The organism is Streptomyces sp. NPDC029044 (assembly GCF_040637495.1).
In the GTDB taxonomy this organism is placed as follows: Bacteria; Actinomycetota; Actinomycetes; order Streptomycetales; family Streptomycetaceae; genus Streptomyces.
Window position 1 is genome coordinate 1 of sequence record NZ_JBEZWN010000023.1, and the last position, 12,298, is coordinate 12,298.

The window sequence follows — 12,298 nt, forward strand, 5'->3', positions numbered from 1 at the left end:
GACCCGCCGGGGGGGCAACCCCAACCAACCCGCGCCCCCACCCCACCTGGGGGGTGGGGTGGGGGGCCCCGTGGCCCTGCGGGACGGTGTGACCGTCCGCCTCGCCCCGGTAGAGGTTCAGGCCGACCAGCCGCGCGATGTAGTCCGTGCGGGGGTGGCGGGCGATGTCGGCCGGGGTGCCCTCCTGGACGACCCGGCCGTGCTCCACGACCACCAGCCGGTCGGCCAGCACCATCGCGTCGAGCGGATCGTGGGTGACGAGCACGGCGACCGCCTCGAACTCGGCCAGGTGCCGCCGCAGCCGGGCACGCACCTCCAGCCGGGTGCGGGCGTCCAGCGCCGCGAGCGGCTCGTCGAGCAGCAGCAGCCGGGGGCGGGTCGCCAGGGCGCGGGCGAGGGCGACGCGCTGGGCCTGGCCGCCGGAGAGCCTGCGCGGCTTGGCGCCGCCGTGCGCCGCGAGGCCCAGGCGCTGAAGCCACTCCGCGGCCTGCGCCCGGGCCTCCGCCTTGCTCGCGCCCTGACAGCGAGGGCCGAAGGCGACGTTGTCGAGGGCCGTGAGGTGGGGGAAGAGCAGGTAGTCCTGGAAGACCACCCCGACCGGACGGGCCTCCGGCGGCGTGCGGTCCAGCTCCGTGCCGTCCAGCCGCAGATGACCGCCGGAGAGCGGGGTCAGGCCGGCCAGGGCGCGCAGCGCGGTGGTCTTGCCGGCGCCGTTCGGCCCGAGCAGGGCGACGACCTCACCGGGCGCGACGGTCAGCGCCACGTCGAGCCGGAAGCCGCCGCGGTCCACGACGAGACGGGCGTCGAGCCCGTCCGTGGAGGGGCCGGTGGCGAGGTGGGTCTCGGTCATCCGGCACGCATCCAACGGTCGCGCAACCCGGCCAGCACCGCGATCGACACCGCCAGCAGCACCAGGCTGAGGGCGATCGCGGCCTCCGGGTCGCTCTGCAGGGCCAGGTAGACGGCCAGGGGCATGGTCTGGGTGCGGCCGGGGAAGTTGCCGGCGAAGGTGATCGTCGCGCCGAACTCGCCGAGCGCCCGGGCCCAGGCGAGGACCGCGCCCGCCGCGATGCCCGGCGCGATCAGCGGCAGTGTGACCCGGCGGAACGCGGTGAAGCGGGAAGCGCCCAGGGTGGCGGCCGCCTCCTCGTACCGTGGGTCGGCGGCCCGCAGGGTGCCCTCGACGCTGATGACGAGGAACGGCATCGCCACGAACGCCTCCGCGATCACGACTCCGGCGGTGGTGAAGGGCAGCGTGATCCCGAACCACGCGTCGAGCCACTGCCCGACGATGCCGTTGCGGCCCAGCGCCATCAGCAGCGCCACGCCGCCCACGACCGGAGGCAGGACGAGGGGCAGGGTGACCAGGGCGCGCACGAGGCCGCGGCCGGGGAAGTCGACGCGGGCCAGCAGCCAGGCCAGCGGCACGCCGACGACCAGGCTCACGCCGGTGGCCAGCGTCGCGCAGATCAGGGAGAGCTTGAGGGCCTGCCACACGTCCGGGCTGGTCAGCTGCGTGGGCAGGCTGTGCCACGGGGTCCGCACGAGCAGGGCGATCAGCGGCACGATCAGGAAGGCCAGGCCGGTCAGCGCGGGGATCAGCAGGGGCAGCGGGACACCCGTCCGCACGCGCCGGCGCCGCGGACCGCCCCGGAGGGTGCCGGCCGCGGCGCGAGGCCTGTCGGCAGGGGGTGTCACGGCGTGAGGAACCCCGCCCCGCTCAGCACCTTCCGGCCCTCGGCGGACCGCACCAGCGCGACGAACGCCCGGGCGGCCTCGGTGTTGGGCGCGTTCTTGAGCAGCGCGATCGGGTAGTCGTTGACGGCGTCGGCGGACTCGGGGAACGGCACGCCCTCCACCTTGTCACCCGCCGCGCGCACGTCCGTCTTGTAGACGAGGGCCGCGTCGGCCTCCTTCAGCTCGACCTTGGTGAGCGCGGCCTTGACGTCCTGCTCGTAGGAGACGGGGGTGAGCTTCAGCCTGCTCGCGTCGAGGGCCTGCTGCGCGGCAGCGCCGCACGGTACCTCCTTGTCGCAGAGCACGACCTTCAGGCCCGCCCGGGTGAGGTCCAGAAGCGAGGAGATCTTCCCGGGATTACCGGGCAGGGTGGCGATCTCCAGCTGGTTGCGGACGAAGGTCGCGGGGGTGCCCGCGACGTCCCCGGCGTCCGTGACGATCTTCATGGTCCTGGGACTGGCCGAGGCGAAGACATCCGCCGGAGCGCCACCGGTGATGCTCGCGGCGAGCGAGTCGCTGCCGCCGAAGCTGAAGGTGACCTTCGTGCCGGGGTGCTCCTTCTCGAACCGCTCGCCCAGCGTCGTGAAGCTCTCCTTCAGCGAGGCCGCGGCGAACACGGTCACCTCCCCGGAGAGCTCGCCCGGCCCGGAGGAGTCCGGCTTCGCCGAGGAGTCCGAGCCGGACGACGAGCAGGCACTCAGGGCCAGCAGGGCGGCGGCTCCCACCGCGGCCCCCCGGAGCGGGCGGCGGACACGGTGCACGGTACGGGTCATGACGGCTCTGCTCCCTCTGCCGGGTATCCGCCGATGATAATGCCGCAGATGCCAGGTGAAGAACCACTGTGGGTTCGCATCAGCCGGGGCAGGATTCTCTGAGGGTTGCATGTGCGTTTGTACGGGGGCGGTTGTGGGGCGGGGGTCACCGGGCGCGGAACCGGAGTCCGTGGTGCTCCTGGACCCAGCGGCCCAGCAGCGCCCCGCCGTAGACGACGTAGCCCACGCCGATCAGCCAGGACTCCACGACGAGGACGACGCCGACGGCCCCGTAGCTGATCGCGTTGGTGACGATGAGGGGGGTGAACACGAAGTAGGAGAACATCCGCAGGCCGACCAGTCCCGCCATGGTGGCCACCGCCCCGGGGAGCAGTTCGCTCCAGCGGACCTGACCGCCCAGCAGGAAGCGCTGCCCCCACCAGAAGAACAGCACACCGGACGCCGCGCTCAGCACGATCCGCTCCGGCCCCGAGACGAGGCTGCGCGTCTGCACCTCCTGGTACAGGTACGCGGTCATCGCGATCATCCACACCGCCTGCCGCCAGACCCGGTGCCACGGGCCCGACGGCAGTCCCCAGATCCGCTCGTAGCCGTTCTGCACGCTCCCGCCGAAGGCGACGCCGAAGACGGCGAGGGCGACCCCGCCGAGCACGCTCGTGGTGCCGATGACCTTGCGCGGGGGACTGATGATGTCCGTGAGCACCCGCGCGGACCGGCCGGACAGCCCCATGCCGTCGGCCAGCCAGAACGCGAAACCACCCCGCTCCAGGGGATCGGCGGCGGCGACCACGATCAGCAGCGGTGCCAAGGTGACCAGCGCGAGCGTGGCGAACCCCATGGCCCGGTGCAGCAGCTCCACGTCCCGGCCCTGCCGGACGAGGGTGTGCGCCCCGGCCCGCTCCCACCCGCCGCGTGCCGAACGCCCCCAACGCCTCACGGCCGCCGGTCCGCTCGGCTGCCCGCCGTGCCCGGTGGTGTGGTGACGGTCATCCCTCGGTCCGCCTCCCGCCGCGTGCTGCGCCCACTGCCGGACATCGTCGACCGTTCCACAGCCCGGCGGGGGCGGCAATCCGGATGGGTCCCGCGGGTGTCAGAGCCCCACGAACCGCGCCCCCGCGTCCCGCAGCCGCTCGTGCAGCCCCCGGAACACCGCCGCCGAGCGGACACCCGGCCAGTCCGCGGGAAGCAGGCCGGACGGCAGGCCCGGGTCGGTGTAGGGGAGATGGCGCCAGGAGTCCAGGGCGAGGAGGTAGTCCCGGTAGGCCTCCTCGGCCGGGGTGTCCTCGCGCCGCTCCCACTCGCGCAGCACGCGCGCGTGGCGGTCGAGGAACGCCTCGTGCTCCTTGGCGATGGCGGCCAGGTCCCACCACCGGGCCACGGCCTCGGCGGTCGGGGCGAACCCGAGGTGGTCGCCGCGGAAGAAGTCGACGTACGCGTCGAGCCGCAGCCGCTGGAGCGTGTGCCGGGTCTCCTCGTAGAGCCGCGCGGGCGCGATCCACACACCGGGGGCGGCCGTGCCGAAACCGAGCCCGGCCAGCCGGGAGCGCAGCACGTGCCGCTTCTGCCGCTCCGACTCCGGCACGGAGAACACCGCGAGCACCCAGCCCTCGTCCTCGGGCGGAGCGGAGGCGTAGATGCGCCGGTCACCGTCGTCGAGCAACTGGCGCGCGTCCGGGGACAGTTCGTAGCCGGCCGCACCCTGCGCGGTGCGGGCCGGCACGAGCAGTCCGCGTCTCTTGAGCCGCGACACCGAGGAGCGCACGGACGGGGCGTCCACGCCGGCCGCGGCCAGCAGCCGGATCAGTTCGGCTACCGGCACGGGGCCCGGGACGAAGCGGCCGTACGCGCCGTAGAGCGTGACGATGAGAGACCGTGGTGCATGCTGGTCGGACACGTTGATCATCTTAGGTCGTACGGATCACTCCTGGTCGCCTCCCGGTACCCCGTCGGCGCGCAGTCTGAACCGCTGGAGCTTGCCGGTCGCCGTGCGCGGCAGCGCGTCCAGGAAGACGATCTCGCGGGGGCACTTGTACGGTGCCAGCTCGCTCTTCACGAAGGCGCGCAGTGCCTCGGCGTCCCGCTCCGCGCCCTCCTTGAGGACGGCGAAGGCCAGCACGGCCTGTCCGCGGGCCTCGTCGGGCCGCCCCACGACCGCCGCCTCCACCACGTCCGGGTGCCGCAGCAGCGCGTCCTCCACCTCGGGGCCGGCGATGTTGTACCCGGCCGAGATGATCATGTCGTCGGCGCGGGCGACGTAGCGGAAGTAGCCGTCGGGATCGCGGACGTAGGTGTCGCCGGTGACGTTCCAGCCGCCGTGCACGTAGTCCCGCTGCCGCGGGTCGGCCAGGTAGCGGCAGCCGACCGGTCCGCGTACGGCGAGCAGCCCCGGCTGCCCGTCGGGCACGGGCTCGCCGTCCGCGTCCTGCACGCGCGCCTGCCAGCCCGGCACCGGAACACCCGTGGACCCGGGCCGGATCCGGTCGTCGGCCGCGGAGATGAAGATGTGCAGCAGCTCGGTGGCGCCGATGCCGTTGATGACGCGCAGGCCGGTGCGCTCGTGCCAGGCCTGCCAGGTGGCCGCCGGCAGGTTCTCGCCGGCCGAGACGCAGCGGCGCAGGGAGGAGACGTCGTGCCCGTCGAGTTCGTCGAGCATCGCGCGGTACGCCGTCGGCGCGGTGAACAGCACGGAGACCCGGTGCCGGGCGATGGCGGGCAGCAGCTGCCGGGGTCCCGCCTGTTCGAGCAGCAGCGCACGCGCGCCGGCCCGCAGCGGGAAGACCACCAGGCCGCCGAGACCGAAGGTGAAGCCCAGGGGAGGGCTGCCGGTGAACACGTCGTCCGCGTCGGGCTTCAGGACGTGCCGGGAGAAGGTGTCGGCGATCGCCAGGACGTCCCGGTGCAGATGCATGCAGCCCTTGGGGCGGCCGGTGGTGCCGGAGGTGAACGCGATCAGCGCCACGTCGTCGGCCGCCGTCGCGACGGCCTCGTACGGGGTGGCGGGTGCCGGGCGGTTGAGGAGGTCGTCCGGGGCGTCACCGCCGTAGGTCGTGATGCGCAGGCCGGGGACCTCGGCCTTGGCGAGGTCGTCGACGGCCCGGATGTCGCACAGGGCGTGCCGCACCCGCGCGATCTCGCACATCGTGCTCAGCTCGTGCGGGCGCTGCTGGGCGAGCACCGTGACCGCCACGGCCCCCGCCTTCAGCACGGCCAGCCAGCAGGCCGCGAGCCAGGGCGTGGTGGGGCCGCGCAGCAGCACCCGGTTGCCGGGGACGACACCGAGTTCACCGGTGAGCAGGTGCGCGACGCGGTCCACCCGGGCGCGCAGATCGCCGTACGTCCACGGCTGGCCGGTGGGCGTCAGGAACGCCGGGCGGTCGCCGGGCGGGCCGTGCAGCAGTTCGGCGGCGCAGTTGAGCCGTTCGGGGTAGTGCAGCTCCGGCAGATCGAAGCGGAGCTCGGGCCATTGGTCCCGGGGTGGCAGATGGTCCCGGGCGAAGGTGTCGACGTGGGCCGTGCCCCGTGGATTCATACGGTTCGCCCCCTTGGCGTGGTGGGCTCGCCCCTGGAGCGTATCGTGTTGGTGACGACAGTCAACGGTCCGCGATAGCCTCGGAGTGGCCCGGCCGGAAGGCGGGGTGGCGGAGAAGGGACCGGCGATGACCGCATTCTCGCTCGAACCGGCACAACTCGCCTGGTGCGCCGAGCTGCGCACCCTGGCCGCGGAGCGGCTCCGCCCGCTGGCCGACAAGGGGGAACCGGGACGGGTGAACCGGGCCCTGGTCGCCGAACTCGGCAGCCTCGGACTGCTCGGACGCCTGTTCACCTCGGGAGCGCTCGACCTGTGCCTGATGCGCGAGTCCCTGGCCTACGCCTGCACGGAGGCCGAGACGGCCCTGGCCCTCCAGGGCCTCGGCGCCCACCCCGTCCACGCGTACGGCACCCGGGAACAACGCGCCCGCTGGCTGCCCCGGGTGGCCGACGGCACCGCGATCGCGGCCTTCGCGCTGAGCGAGCCGGGGGCGGGATCGGACGCGGCGGCGCTGGAGTTGCGGGCGGAGCCGGAAGCGCGGACGGAGCCGGAAGCGCGGACGGAGCCGGAAGCGCGGGCGGAGCCGGAGTCCCCGCGGAGTGAGGGGCCGCCGGCCGCCCCGGCGCTCGCCGCAGCCCCCGACGGCCCCGCCCGCTGGCGTCTCACCGGCGGGAAGTGCTGGATCTCCAACGCACCCGAGGCCGACTTCTACACCGTCTTCGCCCGGACCACCCCGGGGGCCGGGGCCCGCGGCGTCACCGCCTTCCTCGTCCCCGCCGACCGCCCGGGCCTGACCGGCCGTGGGCTCGACATGCTCTCGCCGCACCCCATCGGCGCCCTCGACTTCGACGCCGTGCCCGTGACTTCCGACGACGTGCTCGGCGAGGCCGACCGCGGCTTCCGGGTCGCCATGGGGACGCTCAACCTCTTCCGGCCCAGCGTCGGCGCGTTCGCGGTCGGCATGGCCCAGGCGGCCCTCGACGCGACCCTCGCCCACACCGCCGGGCGGGACGCCTTCGGGGGCAAGCTGAAGGACCTGCAAGCCGTCGCGCACCAGGTCGCCGAGATGGCCCTGCGCACGGAGGCGGCCCGGCTGATGGTCCACGCGGCGGCATCGGCGTACGACGCGGACGCCCCCGAGGTGCCCCGGCGCTCCGCCATGGCGAAGCTGCTCGCCACCGAGACCGCGCAGTACGTCGTCGACGCCGCCGTCCAGCTGCACGGCGCCGGGGCCCTGCAACGCGGTCACCTGCTCGAACACCTCTACCGCGAGGTGCGCGCCCCGCGCATCTACGAGGGGGCCAGCGAGGTGCAACGCGGCGTCATCGCCAAGGAGTTGTACGCCCGTCAGGAGGCCCGGTGAGCACCGAGCGCGTCAACCCGCCCGAGCTGTCCCCGCCGACCGGTTTCTCCCACGCCGTCGTGGCGTCCGGCTCGCGGGTGGTGTTCCTGGCAGGCCAGACCGCTCTGGACGCCGACGGCAAGGTCGTCGGCCGCACCCTGCCCGAGCAGTTCGAGAGGGCCCTCACCAACCTGCTGGCCGCCCTCGCGGCGGCCGGTGGCACGCCCTTTGACCTGGCGCGCGTCACCGTCTACGCCACGGATGTCGAGGCGTACCGCACGCACGCGCCCGAACTGGGCCGCACCTGGCGCCGGCTGGCCGGCCGGGACTATCCCGCCATGGCGGTCGTCGAGGTCGTGCGGCTGTGGGACGCGGAGGCGATGGTGGAACTGGACGGCTTCGCGGTCCTGCCGTAGCGAGACCGTCGGGCCGCCTTGGAGCGGCCGAGCGTCAGGCCGCGACGGCCAGACCCTCGGTGCTCGTCCGGCGCGGCTGCACCACGCGTCCGTCCGGCAGCAGTTCGCCGGTGTCGTCGAAGACGACCGTCCCGTCGCACAGCAGGCTCCAGCCCTGCTCGGGGCGGGCCGCGACGACGTGCGCGGCGGGGGAGTCGGTCGCGGGGCACAGGGGCTGGTGGGCACACATGGCGCACCTCCACGTCGGTAGGGCCGTCCGAAGGGTTCGGGCGACTCGTACAGACAGACCATCCTCCCGCGCCGGACTCATCGGAACGGCCCGACGGGAAGCGTGACACGCCCAGGACATTCCCAGGACGCTTCCACGACGGCCGGTGCGGACTCGCCACCGAAGGGGTGAGGGTCACGGGCGACGGCCCGGAGGGCCGGTACGAGTGGAAGCCGCAATTCCACTCATTTCGGGAGGTCTCCCCATGCGTGTACGTCCCCTTCTCGGCGCGGCGGCCGGTGCCGCGCTGCTCCTGCTCACCGGTGCCGGCGCGGCGCCCGCCACCGCGTCGGTCCTCGCTCCGACCGGCACCGTGACGGTCGACGCGGTGGGCCGGATCGCCGCCGACGGCACCGTCACCCTGTCCGGCACGTACCGCTGCGCGAGCTCCAGCGGCCCCGTCTTCGTCAGCTCCTCCGTGCGTCAGGGCCTCTCCACGACCCGTCACGGCATCGGCGGCACCCGGGCCGTGTGCGACGGAGCGGAGCACCGCTGGGTGAACACGGGCCGGACCGTGCCCGGCGCACTCGTGGCCGGTGCGGCCCACGTCGAGGCGACGCTGATGGAGCTGCGTACCTTCAGCGGTCTGCCGCTGCCCAGTTTCCACGCCGTCCAGGGGCAGGACATCACCCTGAGCCAGGCCTGAACACGGCGGTGAACGGTTCGGCGGGCGCCCGAGGTCCGGGTGGCCCGCCGATCCTGTTTAATTGCGATTTCTTTGCAACAGCCTTACTAGAGCAACAAGGGTGTGAGGTCACATGTCGACCCGTCGGATACGAGGGGCCGCCGTCACGGCGGCGCTGGCCGCGGCGGTCACCGCCTGCTCGGCCCCCAGCGGCGCCGGCTCGGGCGACGGCAAGTCCGGAGGGTCCGTCGTGCTCGGGGTGGCCTCCGAGCCGGACACCCTCAGCCCGCTGCTCGGCTACGGCAAGGACGGGAACTCCAAGATCTTCGACGGGCTCCTCGCCCGCGACGCCGACCTGAAGCTGAAGCCCGCTCTGGCGGCCGCGATGCCGAAGGTCAGCGACGGCGGCCGCACGTACACCTTCACCTTGCGCAAGGGAGTCGAGTTCAGCGACGGCGAACCGCTGACGGCCGCCGACGTCGTCTACACGTACCGGACCGTCCTCGACCCGAAGACCAACAACACCTTCAAGAGCGAGCTGGACGCCGTCAAGAAGGTCGAGGCGAGCGGCGACGACAAGGTCGTCTTCACACTCGAGTACCCCTACGCCCCCTTCGCCGCCCGCACCGTGCTGCCCGTCGTCCCCGAGCACGTCGCGGGCAGGCAGGACCCCAACACGGGCTCCTTCAACACCAAGCCGGTCGGCACCGGGCCGTACGTCCTCACCAAGTGGAGCAAGGGCGAGAAGCTCACCTTCAAGGCCAACCCCCGCTACTGGGGCGGCGAGCCGAAGGTCAAGAGCTTCACCATGGCGGTCATCGGCGACGACAACGTGCGCGCCACCCGCCTGCGCTCCGGCGACCTCGACGGCGCGGTCCTCCCGCCCAACCTCGCCGCCACGTTCAAGGGCGACGACGCCAAGCGCACCTACGAGGCCCGCTCCTACGACTTCCGGGCCGTCACCCTCCCCACCGCGAACGAGGTCACCGGCGACCGCGCGATCCGCCGGGCCCTCGACGCCGCCGTGGACCGCGAGGCCATGGTCGACAAGATCCTGGACGGCGCGGGCCGGCCGGCCTACGGACCCCTGCCCGTCGACGACCCGGCGTTCACCGACGACATCGAGCGCACCCAGGACCTCGGCAAGGCCGGCAAGATCCTGGACGAGGCAGGCTGGAAGCCCGGCGAGGGCGGCATCCGCACCCGGGACGGACAGCGGGCGGCCTTCACCCTGCTCTACCCCTCCGGCGACAAGGTCCGCCAGGACCACGCCCTCGCCTACGCCTCCGACGCCAAGAAGGCCGGCATCGAGGTGAAGGTGGAGAGCGCCACCTGGGAGGTCATCGAGCCCCGCATGAAGGACGACGCCGTCCTCGCGGGCTTCGGCAGCACCGGCGACCCCGACTTCGGCCTCTACACCCTGCTGCACTCCTCCCTCGCCGGCGACGGCTTCAACAACATGGCGCGCTACGACAACCCGGCCGTGGACCGCGCCCTCGACAACGGCCGCCGCAGCCAGGACCCGGCCGAGCGCACGGCCGCCTATGAAAAGCTCCAGCGCGCCCTGGTGCAGGACCCCGGCTACACCTTCCTCACCCACATCGACCACCTCTACGTGCTGGCCGACCGCTGGGAGAACCTGAACACCCAGCTGGAGCCGCACGAGCACGGCTTCGCCAGCGGTCCCTGGTGGAACATCGAGGACTGGCAGCCGAAGAAGTGACCCGCCTCCCCTGGGGAGCGATGGCACGACTGGCGGGACGGCGGGCCCTGTTCGCCGTTCCCGTCCTGCTCGTCGTCACCTTCGGCGTGTTCGCCATCGCCGCCGCCTCCCCCTTCGACCCCGTCAAGGCCTACGCAGGCACCGCCGCGCTCGGCGCCGACCAGCAGACCCTGGACCGGCTGCGCGAGAACCTCGACGTGGACCGGCCCTTCGCCGCCCGCTGGTGGCACTGGCTGACCTCCGCCCTCACCGGCGACCTCGGCCACTCCAGCGTCATGCGGCAGCCGGTCGTCCAGGTCATCGGCGAACGGCTCGTGTGGTCCGCGCTGCTCTGCGCGGTCGCCTTCGCCGCCGCCGTACTGGTGGGCACGGTCCTCGGCGTGCTCGCCGCCCGCCGCCCCGGCTCGCTCGTCGACCGGACCGTCACCTCCCTCGCCTACACCCTGGAGGCGGCACCGGTCTTCTGGATCGCGCTGCTCGCCATCTGGCTGTTCGCCCTCCAGTGGGACGTCCTCCCGGCGGGCGGCCTGACCGACACCGGCAGCGAACAGGTCACGCCGGGACAGGTCACGAGCCATGTCCTCCTGCCCGCCGGCGTCCTCGCCGTGTCCCAGCTGCCGTGGTTCACCCTGTACGTACGCCAGGGCGTCGGCGACGCGCTGGCGGAGGACCCCGTACGCGGCGCCCGGGCCCGCGGCCTGAGCGAAGGCACCGTCCTGCTCGGCCACGCCCTGCGCTCCGGGCTCCTCCCGGTGCTCACGCTCATCGGCTCCCGCGTGCCCGAACTCATCACCGGGGCGCTGCTGGTGGAGAGCGTCTTCAGCTGGCCGGGCATCGCCGCGGCCACCGTGGAGGCGGCCACCGCAGTCGACTTCCCGCTGCTCGCCGCCCTGACGACCCTGGCCACCGCAGCGGTGCTCGCCGGGAACCTGCTCGCCGACCTGCTCTACGGACTGTTCGACCCGAGGGTGAAGCTCAGTGACATGTGACGCACCCGCGCCCGCCGCCGCCCCGGAGCGGACCGAGTGGCGCTCGCGCGGACCCCGGCGCCGCTCCACCCGCGCCCTGCGCGTGCGCACCTCCGCCGCGCTGGTGGCCGCGACCGTCCTCGCCGTGCTGCTCGTGCCGCCGCTGGTCCAGCTCGACCAGCAGGCCGTCGACCTCGCCGCGAAGCTGCAACCGCCGTCCTGGGCCCACCTCTTCGGCACCGACGACGTCGGCCGCGACCTGCTGCTGCGCTGCGTCTACGGCCTGCGCGTCTCGCTGCTCGTCGGCGTGGCGGCGGCGCTGACCGCGACCGTCGTCGGCACGGCCGTGGGCGCCGCGGCCGGGGCGCTGGGCGGCTGGGCCGACCGGGCCCTGATGCGGGTGGTCGACACGTTCTCGTCCGTGCCGCACCTGCTGCTCGGCATCTTCATCGTCGCCATGTTCCGCCCCGGGGTGTGGCCGGTGGTCATCTCGGTGGCGCTGACCCACTGGCTGTCCACGGCCCGGATCGTCCGTGCCGAGGTGCTGTCCCTGCGGTCCAGGCCGTACATCGACGCCGCCGTCTCCGGCGGGGCGTCCCGGTGGCGGGTGACCGTACGGCACCTGCTGCCCGCCGTCCTTCCCCAGGCCGCGCTCGCCGCCGTGCTGATGGTGCCGCACGCCATGTGGCACGAGTCGGCGCTGTCCTTCCTCGGCCTCGGGCTGCCCACCCACACCGCGAGCCTCGGCACCCTCATCCAGACCGCCCGCGGCTCCCTCCTGGCCGGCCAGTGGTGGCCGACCCTGTTCCCGGGGCTCTTCCTCATCGTCCCCACCCTCGCCATCGCCGGACTCGCCGGGGCCTGGCGGGAGCGGATCAACCCCCGCCACCGATCGGAGCTGATGCTGTGAGCGCCGG

General features: G+C 73.5%; 13 protein-coding genes. 6 read left to right on the forward strand and 7 right to left on the reverse strand.

Going from position 1 to position 12,298, the window contains the following annotated elements; genetic code table 11:
* From AB0E85_RS19805 to AB0E85_RS19830, 6 genes are all read right to left on the reverse strand, one after another.
* The coding region (locus AB0E85_RS19805) for an ABC transporter ATP-binding protein (RefSeq protein WP_361928665.1) at window positions 1-850 on the reverse strand (850 nt) is incomplete at its 3' end.
* Complete coding sequence (locus AB0E85_RS19810) at window positions 847-1,698, reverse strand: ABC transporter permease (RefSeq protein WP_361928668.1); 852 nt, start codon at window positions 1,696-1,698, stop codon at window positions 847-849. The genes AB0E85_RS19810 and AB0E85_RS19805, both read right to left, overlap by 4 nt.
* On the reverse strand, window positions 1,695-2,510 hold the full coding sequence (gene modA, locus AB0E85_RS19815) for a molybdate ABC transporter substrate-binding protein (RefSeq protein ID WP_361928671.1): 816 nt from the start codon (window positions 2,508-2,510) through the stop codon (window positions 1,695-1,697). The genes AB0E85_RS19810 and modA overlap by 4 nt, the downstream gene beginning before the upstream one ends.
* Window positions 2,511-2,655: 145 nt before the next feature.
* Window positions 2,656-3,447 (reverse strand): ribonuclease BN, encoded by a 792-nt coding sequence (locus AB0E85_RS19820; RefSeq protein WP_361928674.1) that lies wholly within the window; start codon window positions 3,445-3,447, stop codon window positions 2,656-2,658.
* A gap of 153 nt (window positions 3,448-3,600) precedes the next feature.
* Complete coding sequence (locus tag AB0E85_RS19825) at window positions 3,601-4,413, reverse strand: PaaX family transcriptional regulator C-terminal domain-containing protein (protein WP_361928676.1); 813 nt, start codon at window positions 4,411-4,413, stop codon at window positions 3,601-3,603.
* A gap of 15 nt (window positions 4,414-4,428) precedes the next feature.
* Complete coding sequence (locus AB0E85_RS19830; RefSeq protein ID WP_361928679.1) at window positions 4,429-6,039, reverse strand: AMP-binding protein; 1,611 nt, start codon at window positions 6,037-6,039, stop codon at window positions 4,429-4,431.
* Between the two features lie 127 nt (window positions 6,040-6,166).
* Between AB0E85_RS19830 and AB0E85_RS19835 the strand changes: the two genes are divergently transcribed.
* Window positions 6,167-7,402, forward strand: a complete 1,236-nt coding sequence (locus AB0E85_RS19835) for an acyl-CoA dehydrogenase family protein (RefSeq protein WP_361928682.1) — start codon at window positions 6,167-6,169, stop codon at window positions 7,400-7,402.
* Window positions 7,399-7,797, forward strand: a complete 399-nt coding sequence (locus AB0E85_RS19840; protein ID WP_361928684.1) for a Rid family hydrolase — start codon at window positions 7,399-7,401, stop codon at window positions 7,795-7,797. The genes AB0E85_RS19835 and AB0E85_RS19840 overlap by 4 nt, the downstream gene beginning before the upstream one ends.
* Before the next feature lie 34 nt (window positions 7,798-7,831).
* Here AB0E85_RS19840 and AB0E85_RS19845 read toward each other — a convergent pair whose 3' ends face one another.
* Window positions 7,832-8,026: a DUF5999 family protein gene (locus AB0E85_RS19845; RefSeq protein ID WP_361928687.1), complete on the reverse strand. Its 195-nt coding sequence runs from the start codon at window positions 8,024-8,026 to the stop codon at window positions 7,832-7,834.
* 244 nt (window positions 8,027-8,270) lie between these two features.
* On the opposite strand from AB0E85_RS19845, the gene AB0E85_RS19850 reads away from it, so the two are divergent.
* The 4 genes from AB0E85_RS19850 to AB0E85_RS19865 all read left to right on the forward strand — a co-directional run bounded on the left by AB0E85_RS19850 (window position 8,271) and on the right by AB0E85_RS19865 (window position 12,291).
* Window positions 8,271-8,711 (forward strand): DUF6299 family protein, encoded by a 441-nt coding sequence (locus AB0E85_RS19850; RefSeq protein WP_361928690.1) that lies wholly within the window; start codon window positions 8,271-8,273, stop codon window positions 8,709-8,711.
* A gap of 112 nt (window positions 8,712-8,823) precedes the next feature.
* Window positions 8,824-10,413: an ABC transporter substrate-binding protein gene (locus AB0E85_RS19855; protein ID WP_361928692.1), complete on the forward strand. Its 1,590-nt coding sequence runs from the start codon at window positions 8,824-8,826 to the stop codon at window positions 10,411-10,413.
* Window positions 10,414-10,433: 20 nt separating this feature from the next.
* Window positions 10,434-11,402 (forward strand): ABC transporter permease, encoded by a 969-nt coding sequence (locus AB0E85_RS19860; protein WP_361928695.1) that lies wholly within the window; start codon window positions 10,434-10,436, stop codon window positions 11,400-11,402.
* A complete protein-coding gene (locus AB0E85_RS19865; RefSeq protein ID WP_361928698.1) occupies window positions 11,392-12,291 on the forward strand; it encodes an ABC transporter permease in 900 nt (299 codons plus the stop codon). The genes AB0E85_RS19860 and AB0E85_RS19865 overlap by 11 nt, the downstream gene beginning before the upstream one ends.
* Window positions 12,292-12,298: the final 7 nt, after the last annotated feature.